A 23,788-nucleotide genomic window follows, 5' to 3' on the forward strand; every position below is an offset into this window, starting at 1 on the left:
GCGCCGGGCTGATCCCTGGGAGGGCGCACATGAACGGTCTCGACTGGGCCGTGCTCATCGGCTATTTCGGCGTGATGGTCGCCATCGGCGTGTGGTCGCACAAACGCGTCGACAACGTCAGCGACTTCTTCACGGCGGGCGGCAAGATGCCGTGGTGGCTGTCCGGCATCTCGCACCACATGTCGGGCTACAGCGCGGTGATGTTCACCGGCTACGCCGGCATCGCCTACACCTACGGGGTCACCTCGTTCATCACGTGGTCCTTCCCCATCGCGCTCGGCATCGCCATCGGCTCCAAGCTGTTCGCGCCGCGCATCAACCGGCTGCGCTCCCGGCTCCACGTGGCCTCCCCGCTGGAGTACCTGAAGAACCGGTACGACCTGAAGACCCAGCAGGCGCTGGCCTGGTCCGGCATGCTGCTGAAGATCGTGGACGTGGGCGCCAAGTGGGCCGCGATCGCCACCCTGTTGTCGGTGTTCACCGGGGTGTCCCTCAACCAGGGCATCCTCATCACCGGCGCCATCACGGCGATCTACTGCACGATCGGCGGCCTGTGGGCGGACGCGCTGACCGAGCTGGGCCAGTTCGTCATCCAGCTCCTGGCCGGCGTCGCGATGTTCGTCGCCGTGGTGCTGAAGCTGGACGACAAGGGCATCGGCTTCCTGGAGGCGTGGGACCAGCCCGCGCTGCACGGCCACGACAAGCCGCTGGTGGGGCCGTACGGGACGGTGTTCCTGCTGGCGTTCCTGTTCATCAAGCTGTTCGAGTACAACGGCGGCATGCTCAACCAGGCCCAGCGGTACATGGCCACGGGCAGCGCGCACGAGGCCGAGCGCTCGGCGCGGCTGTCGGCGGCGCTGTGGCTCGTCTGGCCGGTGGTGCTGTTCTTCCCCATGTGGATGTCGCCGCTGCTGGTCGACGCGCAGAAGCCGGACGGCTCCGACTCCTACGGCCTGATGACCGAACAGCTCCTGCCGCACGGCCTGCTGGGCCTGGTGATCGTCGGGTTCTTCTCGCACACGATGGCCATGTGCTCCTCCGACGCCAACGCGATCGCGGCGGTCTTCACCCGCGACGTGGCGCCGGTGCTGTCCAAGCAGGCGCGGGCCTGGGGCGAGCGCAAGGGGCTGATCGCGGCCCGGGTCACCACGGTGGTCTTCCTCGGCCTGTCGATGGCGGTGGCGACGCAGGTCAACTCGCCCACCTTCAAGGACATCATCACCGTCGTCATCAAGTGGGTGGCGGGGCTGATGGGCCCGATCGCGATCCCGATGATGCTGGGCCTGCTGCGCCCGTTCCGCCGCTCGGGGCCGACCGCGGCGCTGACCAGCTGGTCGCTCGGCCTGCTGGCGTTCTGGCTGGTGAACTACCCGATCAACTGGAGCGTCGACGGCGGGGTCCCGCTGCAGTACCAGGTGTCCGTGCCGCTCGCGGTCTCCCTGGTGCTCTACGTGCTGGTCGGCTACCTCAAGCCGGAGGACACCCCGGAGCGGCTGGCGGTCATCGAGCGCATCAACGGCGGTGACGAGGGGGCGTCGGCGGCGGTCCCTGAGCCGCGGGACGCCGTGCCGGCCCCCGTGAAGGACTGACGGCGCGGCGCCCGGCCCGCTACACGGCCCTCGGGTAGCGGGCCAGCCAGCCCGGGGACGCGCCGGCGGGGCCGTGCAGGGCCGGGCCCTGGGTCATCTCCATCGCGAAGTCGTCGGCCAGCTCCAGGATCGTCGGACGGCCCTCCAGCTCGGCCAGCCAGGCCGGCGGGAGGGCCGTCTCGCCGTGCAGGGCGCCGAGCAGTCCGCCGGTGAGCGCGCCGACCGCGGCGGAGGCGGCGCCGTGGCCGACCGCGAGGCGCAGCCCGTGCCGTACGTCCTCGGCGACCAGGGCGCAGTAGACGGCGGCGGCGAGCGCACCGGGGGCGCGGCGGTCGGCGCCGGCCAGTTCCTCGACCCGGTCCGGGGCGGGCAGGCCCTGGCGGACCGTGCCGAGGGCGCGCCGGAGGGCGTCGGTCACCGGCTCGTGGCCGGGCCGGGCCGCCATCAGGGCGAGGGCGCGCTGCACGGCCCCGTCGAGGCTGTCGCCGCGCGCCAGGGCGTGGACGACCAGGGCGTACGCGCCCGCCGTGAGGCAGGCCTCCGGGTGGCCGTGGGTCTGCGCGGCACACTCGACGGCGAGCTGGGCGACGAGCTGGGGCTCCCAGCCGACGAGCAGCCCGAAGGGGGCGGAGCGGGGGACGACCTCGGGGCCGGCGTCGGCGGGGTTCTTGGGTGCGTCGAGGGTGCCCATGGTGGTGTCGCCGAGGCCGAGGAGCAGGGCGCGGGTGGGCTCGCGGCGGGCGTACAGCCACTCCTCGCGGGCCAGCCAGCCGTCCTCCGCGCGCCGTTCGTCGGGGCCCCAGTCGCGCTGGGTGGCGGCCCAGCGCAGGTAGGCGCGGTGCAGGTCGGTCGGCGGGTGCCAGGCGCCGGTGTCGCGGCGGACCTGGGCGCGGATCAGGCCGTCGACGGTGAACAGGGTCAGCTGGGTGAGGTGGGTGACCGTGCCGCGCCGCCCGTGGGCGGGGAGCAGGTCGGCCACGCCCTCGGGGCCGTGCGCGGCCTGGATCTCCTCGGCCGACAGGGGGTCGACGGGAGCGCCGAGCGCGTCGCCGACGGCCGCGCCCAGCAGCGTGCCGCGCACCCGGCTGCGGAAGTCCTGCTGCTCGCTGCGGCCCCAGACGGGACCCGCTGTCGCACTCACCACGTCCTCCCGGGCCCCGTTCGCACGTACGACGGTTCGCCACTGTAATCGACCGCGAACGCGGAGTTGAGGTGCACCCGACACGGATCTGGCTCAATCCGTACGGGAGACGGCCGTACCGGCTGGGAAGGACCTCCCCATGATCAAATCCAGCGCACCCGCCGCGCGCGGCGCACGCCCCCTGACCGTCACCGCCACCGCACTCACGGCCACGGTCGCCCTCTACATGGCGCTGGTCGCCTTCGGGAACATCACCGACTTCGGCACCAACCAGCAGTTCGTGCGGCACGTCCTGGCCATGGACACCACGTTCAAGGACGACGACCTGATGTGGCGGGCGGTCACCGACAAGGCGCTCCAGGACACCGCCTACGTGCTCATCATCGTCTGGGAGACCGCCGCCGCGCTGGTGCTGCTGGCCGCCACCTGGCTGTGGGTCCGCCGCGACACCCCGCGCGCCCGCACCCTGTCGACGTACGGCCTGCTGATGGTGATGCTGCTGTTCGGGGCCGGGTTCATAGCCGTCGGCGGCGAGTGGTTCGCCATGTGGCAGTCCAAGACCTGGAACGGCCTGGACGCGGCGATCCGGGTGTTCACGCTGAGCGGCGTGGTGCTGCTCGTCGTGCAGCTGACGACCCGCGAGGAGCCGGCTACGGCACGACCCTGACGTTCGTCCCCGTCGCGCCGAAGGCCCACAGGGCGGTGCCGTCCGCCTTGTGCAGGCGGATGCCGCCCGTGGGGGTGCCGGAGGCGGGCGGCGGGGAGGAACCGTCCACCGCGTTGGAGAAGGCGATGTTCACGCCCGAGGACACCGTGAAGTAGACGATGTGCTCGATGTCCACGCCGTCGGAGCCGGTGGTGGCGTCCTTGCGCAGGGAGATCGTGTAGCTGCCGGGCTTGGGGTCGACGGTGCCCGGCCACACCGTGAAGGTGCGGCGGGCCCGGTCGTCGGCGTCCACCAGCCAGACCCGGTCCTGGTCCAGCGAGTAGACGACGCGGCGGCCCGTGCCCGAGCCGTCGGGGACCTCGGCCGCCGCGATCGCGCTGGGCGTCGGCTTCGGTTTCGGGGTGGCCGACGCCGAGGCGTGCGGGCGGGCGCCCGCCGCGGCCGACGGGTGCGTGCCCCCGTCGGCCTGTACCGCCAGGGCCACGACCGCGACGATCGCGCCGGTCGTCAGGCCGGTCACCCAGGCCCACGAGGGAAGCCGTCGGGCAGGCACGGGCACCCATCTCCTCAGTCTCCAGCCCCCGATGCCGGGGGTCGGATCATCGTACTCAGTCCAGGACCGGCAACAGGTCCGGCAGGTGGCCGTCGGACGCCTCGGCCGCCCGCACGCGCTCCTCGGGCACCTCCCCGTACACCGTCGTGCGGGGCCGGGCCGGGCGGCCCGCCGCCTCGGCGACCGCGATCAGGTCCTTGACCGACTTGTAGGAGCCGTAGGAGGAGCCCGCCATGCGGGAGATCGTCTCCTCCATCAGCGTGCCGCCCAGGTCGTTCGCGCCCGAGCGCAGCATCTCCGCGGCGCCCTCGGTGCCCAGCTTCACCCAGCTCGTCTGGATGTTGGGGATCCACGGGTGCAGCAGCAGCCGGGCCATCGCCGTGACCGCCCGGTTGTCGCGCATCGACGGGCCCGGGCGGGCGATGCCGGCCAGGTACACCGGCGCGTTGGTGTGGATGAACGGCAGCGTCACGAACTCCGTGAAACCGCCGGTGCGCTGCTGGAGGGCGGCGAGGGTGCGCAGGTGGCCGAGCCAGTGGCGGGGCTGGTCGACGTGGCCGTACATCATCGTCGACGACGAGCGGATGCCCAGCTCGTGCGCCGTCTCCACCACCTCGATCCAGGTGGCCGCCGGCAGCTTGCCCTTGGTGAGGACCCAGCGGACCTCGTCGTCGAGGATCTCCGCCGCCGTGCCGGGGATGGTGTCCAGGCCGGCCTCCTGGGCGGCGGTCAGCCACTCGCGGATCGACAGGCCGGTGCGGGTCGCGCCGTTGACCACCTCCATCGGCGAGAAGGCGTGCACGTGCATCCCGGGGACGCGCTCCTTGACCGCCCTGGCGATGTCGAAGTACGCCGTGCCGGGCAGGTCGGGGTGGATGCCGCCCTGCATGCACACCTCCACCGCGCCCACGTCCCAGGCCTGCTGGGCGCGGTCGGCGACCTGCTCCAGCGACAGCGTGTAGGCGTCGGCGTCGGTGCGGCGCTGTGCGAAGGCGCAGAAACGGCAGCCGGTGTAGCAGACGTTGGTGAAGTTGATGTTCCGGGTGACGATGTACGTCACGTCGTCCCCGACGGCCGACCGGCGGACGTCGTCGGCGATCCGGGCCAGGGCGTCGAGGGCCGGGCCGTCGGCGTGCAGCAGCGCCAGCGCCTCGGCGTCGGTGAGCTTCGTCGGGTCGTCGGCCGCGGTCGCCAGGGCCTGGCGCACGTCGGTGTCGATGCGCTCGGGGACCATCCCGGGCGCGGCCGCCTCGCGCAGCGCGTCCCAGTCGCCGTACACCTCGTCGAAGTCGTCGCGCCGGTCGGAGGTGCGGCCCTCGGTGTCGATGGACGTGTGGAGGTCGGTGCGGCCGGTGGGGGTGAAGACCTCCTCCGGCTCCTGCCACGGACGGCCCTCCACGACGGCGTCCTCCCGGGCGAGTCCGGTCGCAGGGTCGGCGAGCGCCCGCACGTGCGGCAGCAGCCGCGGGTCCAGCCAGGGCTCGCCGCGCCGCACGAACTCCGGGTACACGCACAGCCGTTCGCGCAGCTCGAAGCCGGCCGCGCGGGAGCGCTCGGTGAGCTCCTCGATCTGCGGCCAGGGGCGCTCGGGGTTGACGTGGTCGATGGTCAGCGGGGACACCCCGCCCCAGTCGTCGATGCCCGCGCCGATCAGCCGCCCGTACTCGCCGTCGACCAGGTTCGGCGGGGCTTGCAGGCAGGCGCTCGGGCCCATGATGTGCCGGGCCACCGCGACCGTGGCGACCAGTTCGTCCAGTTCGGCGTCCGGCATCCCGCGCATCGCCGTGTCCGGCTTGGCGCGGAAGTTCTGGATGATCAGCTCCTGGATGCCGTGGTGGGCACGGGCGACCTTGCGCAGCGCGAACAGCGACTCCGCGCGCTCCTCGTGGGTCTCGCCGATGCCGATCAGCAGGCCCGAGGTGAAGGGGACCGAGGAACGGCCCGCGTCCTCCAGCACCCGCAGCCGTACGGCGGGTTCCTTGTCCGGGGAGCCGTGGTGGGGGCCGCCGGGCTCGGACCACAGGCGGGTGGCCGTGGTCTCCAGCATCATGCCCATCGACGGCGCGACCGGCTTGAGCCGCTGGAAGTCCGTCCAGCTCAGCACACCCGGGTTGAGGTGGGGCAGCAGGCCCGTCTCCTCCAGGATGCGGATCGAGATGGCGCGGACGTAGGCGATGGTGTCGTCGTAGCCGTGCGCGTCCAGCCACTCGCGCGCCTCGGGCCAGCGGTCCTCGGGCTTGTCGCCGAGGGTGATGAGGGCTTCCTTGCAGCCGAGGGCGGCGCCCTTGCGGGCGATGTCCAGCACCTCGTCCGGGGACAGGAACATGCCGTGCCCGGCGCGGCGCAGCTTGCCGGGGACGGTGACGAACGTGCAGTAGTGGCACTTGTCCCGGCACAGCCGGGTGAGCGGGACGAACACGCTCTTGGAGTAGGTGATGACGCCCGGCCGGCCGGCCGCGTCCAGGCCCGCGTCGCGGACGCGGGCGGCGGACGCGGCCAGGTCCTCCAGGTGCTCACCGCGGGCCCGGAGCAGGACGGCGGCCTCGGAGACGTCGAGGGCGACGCCGTCCCGGGCACGTTTGAGGGCGCGACGCAGGGAGTTCTCGGTGGGGCCGGGTCCGGGGGTCGCGGGTGTCGTCATCCTTCGAGCATACGGAGAGCTCCGCGGGGGTCAGCCGGGTACGGGGGTGGTGGGGTGGGGGTGCGTCGTCGGGTGCCGGCCGTCGTCGTTCTTTGCGCAGTTCCCCGCGCCCCTGAGGGGGCTGCCCTGCACGTCCGTCTACAGGTACTGCGCGTACTCGTCCAGCTTGTGCAGGACCTCTGTCTCTTCCGTCGGCGGGAGTTGGATGACGGTCTCCTCGATGCCCAGGTCCGCGTAGTGGGTGAGTTTGCCGGGGGTGGGGGTGACCGCGTACGGGACGATCTGGAGGGTGGACGGGTCGCGGCCCGCCTCCGTCCAGGCCGCGCGCAGGCGCGGGACCGACTCGGTGAGGCCGCGGCCGCCGATCGGGAGCCAGCCGTCGGCGTACTCGGCGATGTGCGCGAACAGCTTGGGGCCCGCCGCGCCGCCGACCAGGGTGCGCGGGCCGGTCACCGGGCCGCGGGGCTGCTGTACGGGCTTGGGGTGGGCGAAGGAGGCCCGAACCGAGCCGAACTCGCCCTGGTGGGCGGCGGGTTCCTCGGACCACAGGGCGCGCATGAGGGCCATCCGGTCCCGGACCAGCTCGCGGCGCGTGCGCCACCGCACGCCGTGGTCGTCGGCCTCCTCGACGTTCCAGCCGAAGCCGAGGCCGAGGGTGAACCGGCCGCCGGAGAGGTGGTCCAGCGTGGCGATCTGCTTGGCGAGGTCGATCGGGTCGTGCTGGGCGACCAGGGTGATGCCGGTGCCCAGGCCGAGCCGTTCGGTGACGGCGGCGGCCTGGCCCAGGGCGACGAAGGGGTCGAGGGTGCGGCCGTACTCGCGGGGCAGGTCGCCACCCGCCGGGTAGGGCGTGGTGCGCTCGACCGGGATGTGGGTGTGCTCGGGCAGGTACAGCCCGGCGAACCCGCGCTGCTCCAGCTCACGGGCGAGGCGGACGGGGGTGATCGTCTCGTCGGTGAGGAAGATCGTGACGGCGATGCGCATGCGGCTCTGCCTTTCGTGGGCCCTCGGTGGCCTGCCTGTCGGGTTCATCTGTACCGGCGAGGGGGGCGTCTGTCCATACCGACCGGTCGGCATCCCTGCGGCCGCGTTTCTCGTCTTGCGCCGATTCCCTTGTGGCTCACGGGAGTTCACGTCGGTCCGCGAGACTGGCGGGCATGTGCGAGGACGCTCGGGACATCGGCAGGCGTGGGCTGTTCGTGACGGGGGCCGCCGCCGCGGTCACGGTGGCGGGGGCGGGCTTCGCCGCCGCCGACGGCCCGGACCGGGAGACGAGGACCGTGCGGGGCACGCTCCCCACCGGCTCCCCCGACTTCGTGTACGTGCCGGTGGAAGTGCCTCGGGGCGTGCGGGAGCTGCGGGTGTCGTACACCTACGACCGGCCCGCCGTACCGGCCGGCACCGCCGGCAACGCCCTCGACATCGGCCTGTTCGACGAGCGCGGCACCGGCCTCGGCGGCCGGGGCTTCCGCGGCTGGTCGGGCGGGGCGCGGAGCGAGTTCTTCGTCCGCGCCGACGACGCCACCCCCGGCTACCTCCCGGGACCGGTGCGGCCCGGCACTTGGCACGTCGCCCTCGGCCCGTACACCGTGGCCCCGCAGGGGCTGGCGTACGAGCTCACCGTCACGCTCACCTACGGCGAACCCGGCGCCGCCGTGCGCCCGGTGTACCCGCCGGAGCGGGCCCGGGGGCGGGGGCGGGCCTGGTACCGGGGCGACTGCCACCTGCACTCCACCCACTCCGACGGGCGTCGTACGCCCGCCGCCATCGGGGCGCTGGCGCGGGCCGCGGGGCTGGACTTCATCAACACCTCAGAGCACAACACGATGTCCGGGCACGCCCATTGGGCGGACGTCGCCGGGGACGACCTGCTCGTGCTGCTCGGCGAGGAGGTCACCACCCGCACCGGTCACGTGGTCGCCCTCGGCACCGACCCGGGCACCTTCGTCGACTGGCGCTACCGGGCCCGCGACGACCGCTTCGGCCGGTTCGCGCGGCGGATCCGGCGGGCCGGCGGCCTGGTCGTCCCGGCGCACCCGCACGCCACCTGCATCGGCTGCGCCTGGAAGTTCGGCTTCGGCGAGGCCGACGCGGTGGAGGTGTGGAACGGCCCGTGGACGCCCGACGACGAGGTGGCCCTGGCCTCCTGGGACGCCACGCTGGTGGCGGCGGTGCGGGACGGGCGCGGCTGGCTCCCGGCGATGGGCAGCAGCGACGCCCACCGCGACCCGGACGTGGTCGGGCTGCCGCAGACCGTGGTCCTCGCCGACGACCTGACCCGGGAGGCGGTCCTCGCGGGCATCCGCGCCGGGCGGTCCTACGTCGCCGAATCGAAGGACGTCTCGCTGGTCCTCGGCGTGAGCGGCGGACGCGGTGAGCACGCCGGGATCGGCGAGCGCCTCGCGGTCGGCCGGGACACCCCGGTCACCGTGCGCCTGGAGGTGTCCGGCGCCCCGGGCGGCACCGTGCGCCTGGTCACCGACCAGGGCGTCCTGTTCACCGGCGGTCCGCTGCCCGCCTCGGGCACGGGCACCGTCGAGTGGCGGACGACCCCGGCGTACGCGGCCTACGTGCGCGCCGAGGTCCGCCGTGCGGCGACGGACCCGGTGGTGCCGGGCCCGCTGGTGGCGTTCACCAACCCCGTGTTCCTGGGCCGTGACTGACGAGGGCTCACACGTCGGCGAGGTCCGCGACGACCGCCGCGTGGTCGGAGGGCCACACGCCCTCCACGGGGCCGTCGCCCGCGCGCCGCACCGCCCGGACGTCGCCCAGTCCGTCCGGGCCGGGCGGGCCGACGTGGACGTAGTCGATGCGCACCCCGCGCTTGAGCAGGCTCGCGGTGTACGGGTTGGCCGGGTCCCAGGTCGCGGCGGGCGCCGTCGGGTCGGCGTACTCCCAGGCGTCGATCAGGACCTGGCCCGGCACGGCGGGCGCGGTCTTGTAGCCGCCGTGCAGACGGACCTCGTCGGAGTCGGGCCAGGCGTTGAAGTCGCCGGTGACGACGGCCGGGAACGGGGTGTCGCCGCGGTGCTCGTGGACGAACTCCCCGAGCGCCCTGACCTGGTCGCAGCGCACCGCCGAGGCGTGCAGCGCGGAGGTCAGGTGGGTGGTGAAGAACGGCACGTCGTGGCCGGGGGCGGCGAGCCGGGCGTAGAGCGCGAGGCGGCCGTCGTCGAGGTCGTCCGGGGCCGGCAGGCGCAGCACCCGCTGCTCGGTGACGGGCCAGCGGCTGAGGACGGCGTTGCCGATGTCCACCCCGGGGTCGCCGATGCGGCGGCGCCAGCGCTCGGGGGCCGGTGAGGGCGCCCAGGCGCAGTGCAGGCCCAGTTCGTCGGCCAGCCAGGCGGCGAGGTTCTCCCCGTCGGCGGCCCACACCTCCTGCAGGCCGACCACGTCGGGCCGCAGTTCGCGCAGCACCGCGAGGATCGCCTTCTGGCGCTCCTGCCACGGGCCGAAGCGCCACCACAGGTTCCACGTCACGACCCGCATCCCAAGCCACCCGCTCTCGCCGCGCCCTGTCGGACCACATTCAACCAACTGTCCGCCCCGGGTGCCCGGCCGGGCCGTGCGGGAGCGTCCGGGATCTTCGCCGGGGGCGGGGGCTCAGCCCTGGGCCGGGTCGGGAGCGCAGCCGCGCAGGGTGGAGGCGATCACGTCGGTGAGGCCGTCCGTCATGGCCTCCGGGGGGAGGAAACCGCTGACGGCGAGGCCGGCGTAGCCGTGCAGGGCGGCGAAGACGGGGAGGGCGACCCGCTCCATCGGGCCCGCGCGGACCTCGCCCTCGCGCTGGCCCTCGGCGATCACTCCCAGGAGCAGGTCGGACCAGCGGTGCACGGCGCCGCCGAGGACCTCGGCCGCGTCGGCGCTGTGCTTGACCGAGAACATCAGGTCCAGGAGCGCGGCGTTGGTCATGGCGAAGTCGACGTAGGCGCGGGCCGCGGCGTCCAGCCGTTCGGGGAACGAGGCGCCGGCGTCCCGCTGCGAGGCCGCGATGACGTCCGCGAGCCGCTCGAACCCGGTCAGCGCGAGCGCGTCCAGGAGGGCCTGCTTGGTGCGGAAGTGCCGGCTGGGCGCGGCCGGGCTGACGCCGATGTCACGGGCCAGCTCCCGCAGCGACAGCGCGCCCGCCCCGCGTTCGCGCAGGGTCTCCTCGGCGCGGGAGAGCAGCTCGGCGCGCAGGTCTCCGTGGTGGTAGGGGCGGCGGCTCGTCATGGGCCCAGCTTAGTGGCGGCGGCGGACGACCATGTGATCAGTGCCGACATTGTGGTCAGCATTTACATTGTGGGCGTTGCCTACATTGTGGTCACCGCCTACATTGGGGCCATGGCCACTCACACGCCCCAGACCGCAGCCCGTCCCTGGACCGCCCAGGACATCCCCGACCAGACCGGCCGCACCGCCGTCGTCACCGGCGGCAACAGCGGCATCGGCCTCGCCGCCGCCCAGGCCCTGGCCCGCGCGGGCGCCCACGTCGTCCTCGCCGTCCGCGACCCGCGCCGCGGGGAGGCCGCCGCCCTGCGCGTCGACGGCAGCGTGGAGGTCCGCCGGCTCGACCTGGCCGACCTCTCCTCCGTGCGCGCCTTCGCCGCCGCCTGGCACGGCGGCCTGGACCTGCTGATCAACAACGCCGGCGTCATGAACATCCCCGAGGCCCGCACCAAGGACGGCTTCGAGATGCAGTTCGGCACCAACCACCTCGGGCACTTCGCCCTCACCAACCTCCTCCTGCCGCACGTCACGGACCGCGTGGTGACGGTGTCGTCCGGCGCGCACCGGATGCCCGGCTCCCCGCGCATCCACTTCGACAACCTCGACCTGGCCGGCGCCTACCGGCCCATGGCCGCCTACAGCCAGTCCAAGCTCGCCAACCTGCTCTTCACCCTGGAACTCCAGCGCCGCCTCACCGCCGAGGGCTCCCCCGTGCGGGCGCTCGCCGCCCACCCCGGCTGGGCGGCCACCAACCTCCAGGGGCACGACGCCAGCCTCCTGCGCCGCCTGGCGATGCGGGCGGGCAACCGGTTCCTCGCCCAGGACGAGGCGGCCGGCGCGCTGCCCACCCTGTACGCCGCCGTGCAGGACCTGCCGGGCGCGAGCTACACCGGGCCCGACGGCGCCTTCGAGATGCGCGGCGCGCCCACCCTGGTCGGCCGCTCCCGCAACGCCTCCGACCCGGTCGCCGCCCGCCGGCTGTGGACCGTCTCCGAGGAGCTGACCGGTGTGACCTTCCCGCGGCTCGCCGTGGCGGCGGACGCCTGACCCCACGGCCCCCCTCCCCCGCCCCGCGGGACCGGCCACCGCCCGCCGCCCGGCGGGCGCGGCCGTGCGGAGAGGCTGTGACGGATGTGTGAACTCCCGTCAGGTGTCCGGGCGTCGGCCCGGGTCGGCCTGTGATCGGCGTCTCGCCCGACTGCCGTTTCCGGCATGGACAGGGCAAACTGACCCCGATAGTCAGGACGCCGAGGGGGATCCGATGGACGACCACCGTGTACCGCGTGACGCGCGCGTGCCGGAGCAGCGGCGTCCCGCGTCCGCGGCGGCCCCGCGCTTCGGCGTGCTCGGCCCGGTGCGCGCCTGGCGGGGCGAGGAGCCCCTGCCCACCGGCTCTCCGCAGCAACGCGCCCTGCTGGCCGCGCTGTTGCTCCGTGAGGGCCGTACCGCGACGGCCGGCGAGCTGATCGACGCGCTGTGGGGCGAGGAGCCGCCGCAGCAGGCGCTGGCCGCGGTCCGCACGTACGCCTCGCGGCTGCGCAAGGTCCTGGACGCGGGCGTGCTGGTCAGCGAGTCCGGCGGCTACGCCATCCGCGGCCTGCCCGACGGCGCGCTGGACCTGGCGCGGGCGCACCGGCTGGTGGCCGAGGCGGAGAAGGCGCGGGCGGCCGGGGAGCCGGGGCGGGCGCGCGAGGCGCTGAACCGGGCGCTGGAGCTGTGGGACGGCGAGGCCCTGGCCGGGGTGCCCGGGCCCTACGCGCAGGCCCAGCGGGTGCGCCTGGAGGAGTGGCGGCTCGGGCTGCTGGAGTCGCGGCTCGACCTGGACCTGGAGCAGGGCTGCCACGCCGAGGCGGTCTCCGAGCTGACCGCGCTGACCGCCGCGCACCCGCTGCGGGAACGGCTGCGCGAGCTGCTGATGCTCGCGCTGTACCGCAGTGGCCGGCAGGGCGAGGCGCTCGCCGTGTACGCCGACACCCGGCGCCTGCTGGCCGAGGAACTGGGCGTGGACCCGCGGCCGGACCTGCGCGAACTGCAGGAGCGGATCCTGCGGGCGGACCCCGGTCTGTCCGAGGCGGCGCCCGCGGCCGACCCGGGCGGGCTCCGCGTCCGGCCCGCGCAACTCCCGGCGACGGTCCCCGACTTCACGGGGCGCTCGGCGTTCGTGAAGGAGCTCGGCGAGGTCCTGGCGGCGGCCTCCGGCGACGAGGGCAGCGTCATGGCCGTCTCCGCGCTCGCCGGCATCGGCGGCGTGGGCAAGACGACGCTGGCGGTGCACGTCGCCCACCAGGCCCGGTCGGCCTTCCCCGACGGCCAGTTGTACGTCGACCTCCAGGGCGCGGGCCAGCGGGCGTCCGAGCCGGAGACGGTGCTCGGCGCGTTCCTGCGGGCGCTCGGCACGGCGGACTCGGCGATCCCCGACTCGCTCCAGGAGCGGGCGGCGCTGTACCGCTCACTGCTCGACGGCCGGCGGGTCCTGGTGCTGCTGGACAACGCCAAGGACGCGGCCCAGGTCAGACCGCTGCTGCCGGGGACCGCGGGCTGCGCGGCGCTGGTGACGTCCCGGGTGCGGATGCTGGACCTGGCGGGCGCGCACCTGGTCGACCTGGACGTGATGTCCCCGGAGGAGGCGCTGGCGCTGTTCACCCGGATCGTGGGTGAGGAGCGGGTCGCCTCGGAGCGGGAGGCGGCGCTGGACGTCGTGGCGGCGTGCGGCTTCCTGCCCCTGGCGATCCGCATCGCGGCGTCCCGGCTCGCGGCGCGGCGCACCTGGACCGTGTCGGTGCTCGCGGCCAAGCTCGCCGACGAGCGCCGCCGGCTGGACGAGCTCCAGGCCGGGGACCTGGCGGTCAAGGCCACGTTCGAGCTCGGCTACGGCCAGCTGGAGCCGGCCCAGGCCCGCGCGTTCCGCCTGCTGGGCCTTGCGGACGGCCCGGACATCTCGCTCGCGGCGGCCGCGGCGGTCCTGGACCTGCCGCTGCCCGACACCGAGGACCTGCTGGAGTCCCTGGTCGACACGTCCCTCCTGGAGTCGGCGGCCCCCGGCCGCTACCGCTTCCACGACCTGGTCCGCCTCTACGCGCGTGCCTGCGCGGAACGGGACGAATGGCCGCCCACCGAACGGGAGTCGGCGCTTTCGCGGCTGCTGGACTTCTACCTGGCCACGGCGGCCGGGGTGTTCGCGCTGGAGCGGCCCGGGGACCGGCTGGTGGACCACCTGGAGCCGACCCGCCACCCCGGTCTCACCTTCACCGACCGCCAGCGGGCCCTGGACTGGCTCTACTCCGAGGCCAACTGCCTGCTGTCGTGCGCCCGCCAGGCCCTCACCGGCGGCCGGCTGCGCCGCGGCGTGGACCTGCTGTGGGCCGCGAAGGACCTGAGCGAGTCGGGCGCCAACTCCAAGCAGTACGAGTCCGCCGCCCTGGCCGCCCGGGACGCCGCGGCCACGGCCGGCGACCGGCGCGCGGAGGGCCGGGCCCGGACGGCACTGACCAACGTGCACCTGGTGGCGGGCCGCTACGACGACGCCGAGGACGAGGCCTGCCACGCCGTGGCCCTCGCGGGCTCCGTCGGCGACCTCATCCCGCTGTACTGGGCCAGCAACGACCGGGGCATCATCGCCCTGATCCAGGGCCGCAACGAGGACGCCGAGGGCCACCTGCTCTCGGCCATCGAGGGCTCGCGGGCCGACGGCAACCTCCCGCTGGAGGCGAGCGCCCTGTGCAACCTGTCCCGCGTGCACCTCGCCCTGGGCCGCACGTCGCAGGCCATCGCCCTGGCCCAGCAGGGCATCGACCTCTACGACCGCCTCGGGCTCACCCTCAGGCTGGCCAACGCCCGCTACGCGCTGGGCCTGGCCCTCACGGAGGCCGGGCGGACGGCGGACGCGCTGGCCGAACTGACCGGCGCCCTGGAGATGTTCCGCACGGACCGCCAGCGCCTGTGGGAGGGGACCACCCACTTCCGCATCGCGCAGGCCCACTTCGCCGGGCGGCAGCCCGCCAAGGCGGCCCAGCACGCCGAACAGGCCCTCGCCATCGGGTGCATCGGCGGTGACCGCATGCGGGCCAACGTGCTGACGGCGCTCGGGCGTTGTCTGGAGGCGCTCGGCCAGGCCGACCGGGCCCGGGCCTGCTGGCGGGAGGCGCTCGCCCTCTACGAGCAGGTCGGCGCCCCCGAGGCCGACGACGTGCGCGGGCTCCTGGCCCCCGCCCCGGCCGTCTGACGGTGGCCGACGGGGCGTTCATCGAACGTTTATGACGCGCTGTCATGCTCGGCGCACCGATCCGTCGCGTCGGGGGGCAGACGGGTCGCCGGGGCTCAGCCGCATAGGGTGAGCCCCCGCACGGCCCTTGTCCGGCAGCCCTCGGGGGAGCTGCCGGGCAAGGGCCCTACAGATCCACGGGACCCGGGGAGGGCTCATGAGCGAAGACAAGAAGATCCAGGGCGAGGAGATCGTCACCCTGGACAACCACGCGCCCGCGCCGCCGAAGGACGGCCCGGTCGTCGCCCTCGACAGCCAGGCGCCCGCGCCGTCCGCCGACACGGCCATCACCACGATGGACAACCACGCGCCGGCCCCGCCGGCCCTGGACCTCGGCGGCAAGTAGACCTCATCGAGGGGGGAACGGCCGCGGTGGCGCCGAGGGGGAGCCACCGCGGCCGTGGTGCGTCCGGGACCGGACGGGTCGCGGGCGTCAGCCGGCCGTGGCGTGCCGCCCGGCCAGGCAGTGGTCGACCCGGGCCGCCGCACCGGGACCGGACAGGTCCACCTGGACCGTCACCGTGTCGTGCGCGCCGACGAACTCGGCGGCGGAGCGCCGCTCCACCCGCTCCGAGCGGGCGTCGAGGAAGTCGACCGTCGCGGTGAAGTAACCAGCCCGGCCGTTGGGGTTGGTGACCCGGACGGTGGCGTACGGCATCGCCTCCGTGGCGCAGTCGACGAGTTCGACGTCGGCGTCCCGGAGGGTGCCCGCCGACTGGGACGAGCTGCTGGAACTGCCACCGGTGGACGAGCTGTCGTAGGCGTCGTCGTCATCGTCGTAGTCGCGGTAGCGCGACCCGGTCGTGCCGCCGGTGGACGAGCTGTCGTGGTCCTGGTGCGAGCTGCTGCACCCGCCGCCCCCGCCGCCGTGGTGGTGGCTGCCGTGGCCGCGGCTGGTGGAGAAGCCCGTGAGGGCCAGGACGACCAGTGCCGCCACCGCGGTGAGTCTGAGTGTGTGCCCCCGTCGCTCCATGCACCCCAGCCTAGGCAGGCACTGTCACGGTCATGTCACCGCGTGGCGACCGGCCCGTACCCGGCGTAGCGTCTGGGAGGAGGGCGGCCCGCCCGCCGCTCCCCCGCAGCGACGGTCGTCGTCCGGACCCCTTCCGTGCGCCCGGTGCGACGGCCGTCCCCCCTCCGGAGTGCGTCAGGCGCCGCGCGCCGTCCCGGTGCCCTTCTCCGCGTCCAGCGCGTACACGCACCGGTCCTTGCTGCACGCGTACACCACCCCGTCCCTGACGACCGGCGAGCCGGTGATCTCGCCGCCGGTGGCGAGCTTCCAGCGCAGCCGGCCGTCGTCGGCCTTCAGGGTGTACAGCAGGTGGTCGGTGGAGCCGAAGTGGATGCGGCCCTCGGCGACGGCCGGGGATCCCACGATGTCGCCGCCCGACTGGAAGCGCCACTTGGGCGTGCCGGTGACCGCGTCCAGGGTGTACAGGCCCTTGCCGCTGCCCACGTGGACGTGGCCGGCGGCGACGAGCACCGGCTCGACGGAGGAGCGGGCCTCCGTCGCGATGCGCCAGCGGTCGCGGCCGTCGGTGGCGTCGAGGGCGTAGACGGTGCCGAGGTAGTCGGCGAGGTAGACCCCGCCGCCGGTGACGGCCGGTCCGGGCACGAAGGCGGGCGGGGACAGGAAGACCGCCGGGGCCTCGAAGTGCCAGCGCACCCTGCCGCCCGCCGCGTCCACGGCGAGCACGCGGGTGCCGGCGCTGACGTAGACGCAGCCGTCCGGGGCCGGGGTCACGCGCACCGGGACGCCGCCGCAGGAGGCGGTGTCGCCGATGGGGTACGACCAGCGCTCTTCGCCGCTGCGGGCGTCCAGGGCGCGCAGCCGGGCGTCCTGCCAGACGTAGACCGTGCCGTCGTGCAGGGCCGGCCCCGCCTCGGGGGACTCGAAGTCGGTCTGGCAGCCGGTGATCTCCCACAGCTTCTGGCCGCCGGACGCCTCCCAGGCCTGGACCCCGCCGCCGCGGGTGCCGGTGACGAGGGTGCCCCGGTCGGCCTGGAGGGCGTACACCCAGGCGTCGGTCTGCAGGCGCCACAGGTCCCGCCCGTCGCGGGCGTCCAGCGCGAACAGCGTGGGTCCGTCCGAGGCGTGGACCCGGCCGTCCGCGACCGCCATCGACCAGGCCACGTCGCGGGTCTTGAAGCGGCGCCTGCCGGTGGCCACGTCCAGGGCGTGCACCTCGAAGGAGGTGACGTAGACCAGGTCGTCGGCGACGGCCGGGGTGCCCCACACGTCGTTGGACATCCGGAACCGCCAGGGGCGCCAGCCCGCGTTGGTCTCCGGGGGCGCGGCCGGCACGGCGGGCCCCACGGCGGAGTCGGCGCCGTTGACGCCGGGGCGCGGGCGGGTCCAGGTGGCGACCAGGCCGGGGTCGGGCACCGGCGCCTTGACGGCGGCCGTGGCGCGCAGGTCGGCGACGCGCGGGCCGGGGCCGATCGGCACGGCCGCGCCGGCCAGCCGGACGGGGCCGGTGTCGGGGGCGCCGACGGGCACCGGGACGTGCGGCGCCGGGACGACCGGGTCGTGCGAGGGAGGGGGCGGGACCGCCGGGCGGTGGCCGCCGCCGCTGCGGCCCGCGGTGGGGGCGGGCTTGACGGCCGGGCGGCCGCCGCGGCGGGTCTCGATCAGGGTGACGGCCTTCTCGGGCAGCCACGCCGACGCCGTACCGCTGTCGTCGGAGCCGGAGCCGAACAGGTGCGGGGCGAGCTGGGCCTGGAGGTCGGCCGGGTTGGGCCGGGCCGTGGGGTCCATCTGCATGCAGGACTCGATGAGCGGGCGCAGCTCCTGCGGCAGGCCCTCCAGGTCGGGGCCCTCGCGCAGCAGCATGAAGACCGTCTCGACCGGGTTGGCGCCGTGGAAGGGCGGGTGCCCGGTGGCGGCGAAGACCAGCATCGAGCCGAGCGAGAACACGTCGCTCGCGCCGGTCACGCTGCGGGAGTCCTTGGCCTGCTCCGGGGACATGTAGGCGGGGGTGCCGACGGCGACGTTCGTCATCGTCAGACGGGTGTTCGACACACCGGAGGCGATGCCGAAGTCGATCACCCGGGGTCCGTCCTCCACCACCAGCACGTTGGAGGGCTTGAGGTCGCGGTGGACCAGCCCGGCGCCGTGGATGGACTGGAGCGCCTCGGCGACGCCCGCCGCGAGCCAGCGCACCGCCTGGGCCGGCAGCGGGCCGCAGTCGTTCACTATCTCCTCGAGGGAGGGCGCGGGGACGTACGCGGTGGCCAGCCACGGCACGGCGGCCCGGGGGTCGGCGTCGACGACGGCCGCCGTGTAGAAGCCGGAGACCGCCCGGGCGGCCTCCACCTCGCGCGTGAAGCGCACCCGGAAGAGCTGGTCCTCGGCCAGCTCGGTGCGGACCGTCTTGATCGCCACCCGCCGGCCGGACGCCGAGCGCGCGAGATAGACCAGCCCCATGCCGCCGGCCCCCAGCCGTCCCAGCACCTCGAACGGCCCGATCCGCCGCGGATCGTGCTGCGTCAGCTGATCCACCACTTGCCTGCCACCTCCCCGTACGAGCCGCGTCACCCACTATGTGTACGCGACCGAAGTGCAGCGTCTCACCACCGCACCGCCGCGGCGGCACGCACCCCGATTCTTCCTGGCCGGGGCACCGGTTGCGAACCCGTGGAAAAACGGGGTGTCACCGCCCTTACCGGGGCAATGCGCCCGACAGGGACACCGACACCGTCACCGCTCCAGCAGGGCGAACGACGCCCCCTGGTCGTCGGTGACGACGGCGACCGTGCCGTAGGAGGCGGTGAAGGGCCCCGACTGCACCCGCCCGCCGAGCCGGCCGACCGTGCCGAGCGCCGCCTCGCAGTCCTCGACGCCGAAGTGGACGACGAAGTGCGGCGGCATCTGCGCGGGGAAGACGTCGGTGACCGGGGCGCGGCCGAAGTCCGGCTCGGCGTCCGGCCCGAACAGGGCGTCGTGGAAGAGGCCGCCGTAGAAGCCGTTGGCCCGCTCGGTGTCCCGGGCGTACAGCTGCGCCCAGGCGAAGGTGCCGGGCCGGTGCCGGGTGCCGAAGCCGGGGTGGCGGCCGGCCTGCCACAGCCCGAAGACGGCGCCCTCGGGGTCGGTGACCAGCGCGGCGGCGCCCAGCTCGCCGACCGGGAAGGGGGCCGCGACGACCTGGCCGCCGGCCGCGTCGATCCGGCGGGCGGTGGCCGTCACGTCGGGGGCCGCGAAGTACACCGTCCACACGGTGGGCATGCGGCCGTCCGCCTTGCGGGCGAGCGCGGCCACGGGCTCCCCGTCGAGGCGGGCCCACACGGAGCCGCCGTGGGCGTCCTCGAAGGACCACCCGAAGAGCTCACCGTAGAACCGCTTGCCCGCGTCCACGTCGGGAAGCTGGGCGTCCACCCAGCAGGGGACGCCCTCTCCGTACACCGATGCCCTGTTTTCGGCCATGCGCCCAACGTAACGGCGGCGGGCGCACCGCGCAGACCAGCGCAAGCGCCGCCGCCGGCCCCCGCACCCCATTTGCAGTCGGCCGAATCGCGCTCCGATCACCCCTCGGTAAGCTGACGGCATGACAGGACAAGTGCGTACCGTCGACGGCCGCGTGGCCGGCCGGCGTGGGCAGGCGACCCGGCAGAAGCTGCTCGACTGCCTCAGCGAGATGCTCAGCTCCTCCCCCTACCGGGACGTCAAGGTCATCGACGTCGCCCGGAAGGCCGGCACTTCGCCCGCGACCTTCTACCAGTACTTCCCGGACGTCGAGGGCGCCGTCCTGGAGATCGCCGACCAAATGGCCTCCGAGGGCGCGGCGTTGGCCGGGCTGCTGGAGGGCCGGTCCTGGGCCGGCAAGGCCGGGTGGCAGACCGCGCAGGAACTCGTCGACGGATTCCTGGAGTTCTGGCGCAAGCACGACGCGATCCTGCGCGTGGTGGACCTCGGTGCCGCCGAGGGCGACAAGCGCTTCTACAAGCTCCGCATGAAGATCCTGAACTCGGTGAACTCCTCCCTGGCCGACGCGGTCGCCGAGTTGCAGGCCAAGGGCAGGGTCGACAAGGAAGTGAACCCGGCCGCGATCGCCGGTTCGCTGGTCACGATGCTCGCGTCGGTCGCCTCGCACCAGAAGGGCTTCTCGGCCTGGGGCGTCAAGCCGCCCGAACTGCGGCCGAACCTCGCCCTGTTGGTGCACCTGGGCGTCACCGGCAAGAAGCCGACGAGGTAATCCCGGGCGCGCACGCGCCCCTTCCCGGGACGGTCGTCCCGGACCCCAAGTCCTGTCCGACGAGCGGCGGTCCACACGAGTGGGCCGCCGCTCGCCGTCTCCCCCGGCCGTCCCGCCGCCCCCGTCACGCCCCGGTGCGCTCCGCCGGGAAGGGCCGGCCCTTGACCACGTGCTTCATGACCAGTGTGGAGGTCAGCCGCTGTACGCCCGGAAGGGTGGCCAGCCGCTCGTCGTACAGGCGCTGGAAGGCCGCGAGGTCGGCGGTCGCCACCCGCAGCAGGTAGTCCGGCTCGCCGAACAGCCGCTCCGCCTCCAGCACGTGCGGGATGCCGGCCAGCGCGGTCTCGAACTCGGCGACCGTGTCCCGGTCCTCCTGCCGCATCGACACGAAGACCAGCGCCTCGAAGGTCAGCCCGACGGCCGCCGGCTCCACCACCGCCCGGTACCCGCTGATCGCACCGGACCGCTCCAGCTCCCGCAGCCGCCGGTGGCAGGGCGAGACGCTCAGCCGCACCCGTGCGGCCAGTTCGGTCACGGTCAGCCGCCCGTCCTGCTGCAGCTCGGCAAGGATTTTCCGGTCCACGTCGTCCATGGGGGAAATCCTGCCTCGAACAGGGGGTCTACGGGCAAACTTCGGAAGCACTTTCGGAGCCTTCGCGCCTAATGTCACCTCCATGGACAGCACCACCCTCCTCTCCTTCCTCGCCCTCGACCTGCTGCTGGTGTGCGTGCCGGGCGCCGACTGGGCGTACACGATCGCGGCGGGCGTACGGGGCCGTTCGGTGCCGGCCGCGGTGGGCGGCCTGGTCTCCGGGTACGCCGTGCACACCGCGCTGGCCGTCGCGGGGCTCGCGGTCCTGGTGGCGGGCTCGCCGGCGCTGCTCACGGCGCTGACGGTGGCGGGGGCCGGGTACCTGGTGTGGCTGGGCTGGAGCGTGCTGCGGCGGCCGGGGGTGCCGTCCGGGGAGCCCGGCGGGTCCGGCCCCGGCGCGCTGCCCGGCGAGAGCGGGGGCCGGGTGTTCCTGCGCGGGGCGGCGATCAGCGGGCTGAACCCGAAGGGGCTGCTGCTGTACCTGTCGGTGCTGCCGCAGTTCCTGGTGACCGGGGGTGCGCGGAGCGGGGGTGGCGGGGGCGGGGGTCACCTGCCGGTGGCCGCGCAGACGGCCGTCCTCGGGCTGCTGCACATGGCGTGCTGTGCCGCCGTGTACGCCACGGTCGGCGTCCTGGCCCGCGCGGTGCTGGGCGCCCGTCCGGCGGCGGCGCGGGCGGTGACCCGCACGTCCGGGGCGGCGATGCTCGGCATCGGGACGTTGCTGCTGGTGCAGCACGCGCTGTGAGGATCACGGACGGGTGCCGTACGGGGGGATGCCGGGCGGGTGGGTGGTTCCGCTCGTCCGGGGCGGTGGTGCGTGGCCGGGACCGATCGGCCGGCGGGGCGCGGGGGAAGGGGCGTCGGAGTGGGCGGCGTTGCCCCAGGACGCGCACGGACGCGCACGGACGTCCAGGCCTGTGGGTGCGCACGGCCGACGACCGCTCGACGAACCCCCTGGAGGAGAACGAGATGGCTTTGACCCGCGAAGAGCGAGAGGCGTTCCTGGCGGAGCCGCACGTCGCGGCGCTGGCGGTCGACGGCGGGATGGGGCGCGGACCGCTGACGGTGCCGATCTGGTACGGGTACGAGCCCGGCGGCGACGTGTGGATCCTGACGGGCCGGGATTCGCGCAAGTACGGGCGCATCCAGGCGGCGGGGCGGTTCTCGCTGATGGTGGACCGGCTGGAGCCGACGATCCGGTACGTGTCGGTGGAGGGCCCGGTGCTGCGGACGGACCCGGCGACCATCGAGGACCTGCGGCAGATGTCGGCGCGCTACCTGCCGGCGGACAAGGTGGACGGGTACGTGGAGTTCGCCTGGAAGAACCACGGCGAGCAGGTGGTGGTGCACCTGCGCCCGGAGCGGTGGGTGTCCTCGGACCTGGGACAGGTGTGAGCGGGGCCGTGCCCCGGGTGTGACCATGGGGGCATGGCTGAGGACGGCGGGATCGGCGACATCACGGACGGCACGGCCGGGGACCGGGACCTGGACGACCTGCTGAGGTCGCTGCGCGTGTGGGCGCCCGGGGTGACGAGCCTGCCGGCGTTCGACGTGGGGGCGGTCCCCGGGGAGCCGTCGGCGCTGTTCACGGCGTGGTTCGCGGAGGTCGTGGCGGCGGGTGAGCGGGAGCCGCACGCCGTGTCCCTGGCGACGGCGGACGAGGAGGGGCGGCCCGACGTGCGGATCGTGATGCTGCACGGCGCGGACGAGCGGGGCTGGTCCTTCGCCACCCACCGCACGAGCCGGAAGGGCGGGCACCTGGCGGCCCGCCCGTACGCGGCGCTGGTCTTCTACTGGCCGGCGCTCGGCCGCCAGGTGCGGGTGCGGGGCCCGGTCACCGCGGCCCCGGCCGCCGAGGCCCGCTCCGACCTGCACGCCCGCTCCACCGGAGCCCTGGCCGCGGCCCTCACCGGCCGCCAGAGCGAGCCCCTGGCCTCCCTGGACGACCTGCGCACCGCGTCGGAGGCCGCCTGGGACCGCGCCCGCACCCACCCGGAGACCGAGTCCCCGACCTGGACCCTGTACCGCCTCACCCCGGAGGAGGTGGAGTTCTTCCAGGGCGAGGAACACCGCCGCCACGTACGCCTGCGCTACTGGCGGGAGGAGGGGGGACCTTGGCAGCGGGGGTTGTTGTGGCCGTGAGGGGAGCCGAGGCGGGCGCGGTGCCGCCGCCCCCGCCCACACACGGACCGACGTCGATCAGGCGGCGTGCTCCGCGAACACGACCGTGGGCTGCCCGTCGGCGACCACGTGGAGGTCGACCGTGACGCCCAGGGCGGTCGCGAGCCGGACGAGGAGATCCGCGGTGAGGGGAAGCATGCCGCCGAGTTCGACCGCCTCCACGTCGTCCACCGTCATGCCCAGCCGCTCCGCGAGCGCCGCCTGAGTGAGGTCGAGCGCGACACGGCGGTCGTACACGAGTTGCCCCAGGGCGAGCGCCAACCGGATCTGCTCCCGTTCGGCGACGACCTCCGCAGGCTCGCGGCCCACGCCACTCCTGCGGTCCCGCGACAGCTTCCAGCGGGTGTGGCTCACATGTCCTCCCGGAACTCACGAGTGAACTCGTCGTGGGCGGGCCCGTGCTCGCCCTCACACACGTGCTTCGCCGACTGGGCGCGCTTGACCTCAGCCTCTTCTCTCATCCTCGTCTTCCGGAAGACGGTGAGCAGCACAATCCGCCGACCGGGCGCCAGCCAGTACGTCACGCGCGTCGCGGTGCCACCCAGAACGAAGCGCAGCTCACGCACTCCCTCCCCCAGGTTACGAGAATGCGGCTCGCCCAGGGTCGTCGGAGACTGGGCCAGAAGGCCGGCCTTCTCCTCCACCTGCCGGTAGTGCTGCGGTGACAAGCCCTCCAACCAGGCGCGCACCTCTGGCTCGAGCTCGATCACATAGAGGTTGGTCACCGGGCGAACGTATGCCGGTGTCCCGTGCGCCTGGGCC

Annotated in this window: 22 protein-coding genes; 10 read left to right on the forward strand and 12 right to left on the reverse strand. The window is 74.3% G+C overall.

The window, feature by feature from the left end; all coding sequences use genetic code 11:
• The first annotated feature begins 29 nt into the window (after positions 1 to 29).
• A complete protein-coding gene (locus E4U91_RS15180; RefSeq protein WP_137307363.1) occupies positions 30 to 1,589 on the forward strand; it encodes a sodium:solute symporter family protein in 1,560 nt (519 codons plus the stop codon).
• 19 nt (positions 1,590 to 1,608) lie between these two features.
• Here E4U91_RS15180 and E4U91_RS15185 read toward each other — a convergent pair whose 3' ends face one another.
• Positions 1,609 to 2,730, reverse strand: a complete 1,122-nt coding sequence (locus E4U91_RS15185; RefSeq protein ID WP_137307364.1) for an ADP-ribosylglycohydrolase family protein — start codon at positions 2,728 to 2,730, stop codon at positions 1,609 to 1,611.
• A gap of 139 nt (positions 2,731 to 2,869) precedes the next feature.
• On the opposite strand from E4U91_RS15185, the gene E4U91_RS15190 reads away from it, so the two are divergent.
• Positions 2,870 to 3,397 (forward strand): DUF2165 domain-containing protein, encoded by a 528-nt coding sequence (locus E4U91_RS15190; RefSeq protein ID WP_137307365.1) that lies wholly within the window; start codon positions 2,870 to 2,872, stop codon positions 3,395 to 3,397.
• Here E4U91_RS15190 and E4U91_RS15195 read toward each other — a convergent pair.
• The 3 genes from E4U91_RS15195 to E4U91_RS15205 form a co-directional block, all read right to left on the reverse strand.
• A complete protein-coding gene (locus E4U91_RS15195) occupies positions 3,381 to 3,956 on the reverse strand; it encodes a hypothetical protein (RefSeq protein WP_174867802.1) in 576 nt (191 codons plus the stop codon). The two genes, E4U91_RS15190 and E4U91_RS15195, sit on opposite strands and share 17 nt — an antisense overlap.
• Before the next feature lie 49 nt (positions 3,957 to 4,005).
• Positions 4,006 to 6,591: a bifunctional FO biosynthesis protein CofGH gene (locus E4U91_RS15200; protein ID WP_137307367.1), complete on the reverse strand. Its 2,586-nt coding sequence runs from the start codon at positions 6,589 to 6,591 to the stop codon at positions 4,006 to 4,008.
• A 138-nt stretch (positions 6,592 to 6,729) separates the two neighbouring features.
• Positions 6,730 to 7,575, reverse strand: a complete 846-nt coding sequence (locus E4U91_RS15205) for an LLM class F420-dependent oxidoreductase (RefSeq protein ID WP_137307368.1) — start codon at positions 7,573 to 7,575, stop codon at positions 6,730 to 6,732.
• A 173-nt stretch (positions 7,576 to 7,748) separates the two neighbouring features.
• On the opposite strand from E4U91_RS15205, the gene E4U91_RS15210 reads away from it, so the two are divergent.
• On the forward strand, positions 7,749 to 9,254 hold the full coding sequence (locus tag E4U91_RS15210; RefSeq protein WP_137307369.1) for a CehA/McbA family metallohydrolase: 1,506 nt from the start codon (positions 7,749 to 7,751) through the stop codon (positions 9,252 to 9,254).
• 7 nt (positions 9,255 to 9,261) lie between these two features.
• Here the strand turns inward: E4U91_RS15210 and E4U91_RS15215 are convergent, their stop codons facing one another.
• Positions 9,262 to 10,080: an endonuclease/exonuclease/phosphatase family protein gene (locus tag E4U91_RS15215; RefSeq protein WP_137307370.1), complete on the reverse strand. Its 819-nt coding sequence runs from the start codon at positions 10,078 to 10,080 to the stop codon at positions 9,262 to 9,264.
• Positions 10,081 to 10,194: 114 nt separating this feature from the next.
• Positions 10,195 to 10,803: a TetR/AcrR family transcriptional regulator gene (locus E4U91_RS15220; RefSeq protein WP_137307371.1), complete on the reverse strand. Its 609-nt coding sequence runs from the start codon at positions 10,801 to 10,803 to the stop codon at positions 10,195 to 10,197.
• A 111-nt stretch (positions 10,804 to 10,914) separates the two neighbouring features.
• Here E4U91_RS15220 and E4U91_RS15225 point away from each other — a divergent pair, with 111 nt between their 5' ends.
• The 3 genes from E4U91_RS15225 to afsS all read left to right on the forward strand — a co-directional run bounded on the left by E4U91_RS15225 (position 10,915) and on the right by afsS (position 15,407).
• The gene (locus tag E4U91_RS15225) at positions 10,915 to 11,847 is read left to right on the forward strand and encodes an oxidoreductase (RefSeq protein ID WP_137307372.1); all 933 of its coding nucleotides are present in this window, start codon (positions 10,915 to 10,917) and stop codon (positions 11,845 to 11,847) included.
• A 214-nt stretch (positions 11,848 to 12,061) separates the two neighbouring features.
• Positions 12,062 to 15,022 (forward strand): SARP-family global regulator AfsR, encoded by a 2,961-nt coding sequence (gene afsR, locus E4U91_RS15235; RefSeq protein ID WP_137307373.1) that lies wholly within the window; start codon positions 12,062 to 12,064, stop codon positions 15,020 to 15,022.
• Between the two features lie 196 nt (positions 15,023 to 15,218).
• The gene (afsS, locus tag E4U91_RS15240) at positions 15,219 to 15,407 is read left to right on the forward strand and encodes a regulatory protein AfsS (protein WP_137307374.1); all 189 of its coding nucleotides are present in this window, start codon (positions 15,219 to 15,221) and stop codon (positions 15,405 to 15,407) included.
• An 87-nt stretch (positions 15,408 to 15,494) separates the two neighbouring features.
• On the opposite strand, the gene E4U91_RS15245 is transcribed toward afsS, so the two are convergent.
• From E4U91_RS15245 to kbpA, 3 genes are all read right to left on the reverse strand, one after another.
• Positions 15,495 to 16,034: a hypothetical protein gene (locus E4U91_RS15245; RefSeq protein WP_137307375.1), complete on the reverse strand. Its 540-nt coding sequence runs from the start codon at positions 16,032 to 16,034 to the stop codon at positions 15,495 to 15,497.
• A 174-nt stretch (positions 16,035 to 16,208) separates the two neighbouring features.
• Positions 16,209 to 18,566, reverse strand: a complete 2,358-nt coding sequence (gene afsK, locus E4U91_RS15250; RefSeq protein ID WP_137307376.1) for a protein serine/threonine kinase AfsK — start codon at positions 18,564 to 18,566, stop codon at positions 16,209 to 16,211.
• A gap of 195 nt (positions 18,567 to 18,761) precedes the next feature.
• Complete coding sequence (kbpA, locus tag E4U91_RS15260) at positions 18,762 to 19,484, reverse strand: AfsK-binding protein KbpA (RefSeq protein WP_137307377.1); 723 nt, start codon at positions 19,482 to 19,484, stop codon at positions 18,762 to 18,764.
• A 133-nt stretch (positions 19,485 to 19,617) separates the two neighbouring features.
• Between kbpA and E4U91_RS15265 the strand changes: the two genes are divergently transcribed.
• The gene (locus E4U91_RS15265) at positions 19,618 to 20,253 is read left to right on the forward strand and encodes a TetR family transcriptional regulator (protein WP_137310830.1); all 636 of its coding nucleotides are present in this window, start codon (positions 19,618 to 19,620) and stop codon (positions 20,251 to 20,253) included.
• Positions 20,254 to 20,377: 124 nt separating this feature from the next.
• On the opposite strand, the gene E4U91_RS15270 is transcribed toward E4U91_RS15265, so the two are convergent.
• Positions 20,378 to 20,845, reverse strand: coding sequence for an Lrp/AsnC family transcriptional regulator (locus tag E4U91_RS15270; protein WP_137307378.1), 468 nt, complete (start codon positions 20,843 to 20,845; stop codon positions 20,378 to 20,380).
• Between the two features lie 82 nt (positions 20,846 to 20,927).
• Between E4U91_RS15270 and E4U91_RS15275 the strand changes: the two genes are divergently transcribed.
• The 3 genes from E4U91_RS15275 to E4U91_RS15285 all read left to right on the forward strand — a co-directional run bounded on the left by E4U91_RS15275 (position 20,928) and on the right by E4U91_RS15285 (position 22,987).
• Positions 20,928 to 21,590 carry a LysE family translocator gene (locus E4U91_RS15275; protein WP_137307379.1) on the forward strand — a complete coding sequence of 221 codons (663 nt, stop codon included), beginning with the start codon at positions 20,928 to 20,930 and terminating at the stop codon, positions 21,588 to 21,590.
• 224 nt (positions 21,591 to 21,814) lie between these two features.
• A complete protein-coding gene (locus E4U91_RS15280) occupies positions 21,815 to 22,240 on the forward strand; it encodes a pyridoxamine 5'-phosphate oxidase family protein (protein WP_137307380.1) in 426 nt (141 codons plus the stop codon).
• A 33-nt stretch (positions 22,241 to 22,273) separates the two neighbouring features.
• The gene (locus E4U91_RS15285; RefSeq protein ID WP_137307381.1) at positions 22,274 to 22,987 is read left to right on the forward strand and encodes a pyridoxine/pyridoxamine 5'-phosphate oxidase; all 714 of its coding nucleotides are present in this window, start codon (positions 22,274 to 22,276) and stop codon (positions 22,985 to 22,987) included.
• A gap of 57 nt (positions 22,988 to 23,044) precedes the next feature.
• On the opposite strand, the gene E4U91_RS15290 is transcribed toward E4U91_RS15285, so the two are convergent.
• The gene (locus tag E4U91_RS15290) at positions 23,045 to 23,380 is read right to left on the reverse strand and encodes a helix-turn-helix domain-containing protein (RefSeq protein ID WP_137307382.1); all 336 of its coding nucleotides are present in this window, start codon (positions 23,378 to 23,380) and stop codon (positions 23,045 to 23,047) included.
• A complete protein-coding gene (locus E4U91_RS15295) occupies positions 23,377 to 23,751 on the reverse strand; it encodes a type II toxin-antitoxin system RelE/ParE family toxin (protein WP_137307383.1) in 375 nt (124 codons plus the stop codon). The genes E4U91_RS15290 and E4U91_RS15295 overlap by 4 nt, the downstream gene beginning before the upstream one ends.
• Positions 23,752 to 23,788 lie beyond the last annotated feature (37 nt).

Origin of the sequence: Streptomyces lasalocidi (assembly GCF_005280215.1) — a bacterium.
Lineage (GTDB): Bacteria > Actinomycetota > Actinomycetes > Streptomycetales > Streptomycetaceae > Streptomyces > Streptomyces longwoodensis.

What these genes read in the sequence shown, in the direction of transcription:
- E4U91_RS15210 (WP_137307369.1), top strand. Translation starts at nt 7,749, where the DNA reads ATGTGCGAGGACGCTCGGGACATCGGCAGGCGTGGGCTGTTCGTGACG.
- afsR (WP_137307373.1), top strand. Translation starts at nt 12,062, where the DNA reads ATGGACGACCACCGTGTACCGCGTGACGCGCGCGTGCCGGAGCAGCGG.
- E4U91_RS15180 (WP_137307363.1), top strand. Translation starts at nt 30, where the DNA reads ATGAACGGTCTCGACTGGGCCGTGCTCATCGGCTATTTCGGCGTGATG.
- E4U91_RS15275 (WP_137307379.1), top strand. Translation starts at nt 20,928, where the DNA reads ATGGACAGCACCACCCTCCTCTCCTTCCTCGCCCTCGACCTGCTGCTG.
- E4U91_RS15190 (WP_137307365.1), top strand. Translation starts at nt 2,870, where the DNA reads ATGATCAAATCCAGCGCACCCGCCGCGCGCGGCGCACGCCCCCTGACC.
- E4U91_RS15205 (WP_137307368.1), bottom strand. Translation starts at nt 7,575, where the DNA reads ATGCGCATCGCCGTCACGATCTTCCTCACCGACGAGACGATCACCCCC.
- E4U91_RS15200 (WP_137307367.1), bottom strand. Translation starts at nt 6,591, where the DNA reads ATGACGACACCCGCGACCCCCGGACCCGGCCCCACCGAGAACTCCCTG.
- E4U91_RS15220 (WP_137307371.1), bottom strand. Translation starts at nt 10,803, where the DNA reads ATGACGAGCCGCCGCCCCTACCACCACGGAGACCTGCGCGCCGAGCTG.
- E4U91_RS15280 (WP_137307380.1), top strand. Translation starts at nt 21,815, where the DNA reads ATGGCTTTGACCCGCGAAGAGCGAGAGGCGTTCCTGGCGGAGCCGCAC.
- E4U91_RS15285 (WP_137307381.1), top strand. Translation starts at nt 22,274, where the DNA reads ATGGCTGAGGACGGCGGGATCGGCGACATCACGGACGGCACGGCCGGG.
- E4U91_RS15225 (WP_137307372.1), top strand. Translation starts at nt 10,915, where the DNA reads ATGGCCACTCACACGCCCCAGACCGCAGCCCGTCCCTGGACCGCCCAG.
- afsS (WP_137307374.1), top strand. Translation starts at nt 15,219, where the DNA reads ATGAGCGAAGACAAGAAGATCCAGGGCGAGGAGATCGTCACCCTGGAC.
- E4U91_RS15245 (WP_137307375.1), bottom strand. Translation starts at nt 16,034, where the DNA reads ATGGAGCGACGGGGGCACACACTCAGACTCACCGCGGTGGCGGCACTG.
- E4U91_RS15270 (WP_137307378.1), bottom strand. Translation starts at nt 20,845, where the DNA reads ATGGACGACGTGGACCGGAAAATCCTTGCCGAGCTGCAGCAGGACGGG.
- kbpA (WP_137307377.1), bottom strand. Translation starts at nt 19,484, where the DNA reads ATGGCCGAAAACAGGGCATCGGTGTACGGAGAGGGCGTCCCCTGCTGG.
- E4U91_RS15215 (WP_137307370.1), bottom strand. Translation starts at nt 10,080, where the DNA reads ATGCGGGTCGTGACGTGGAACCTGTGGTGGCGCTTCGGCCCGTGGCAG.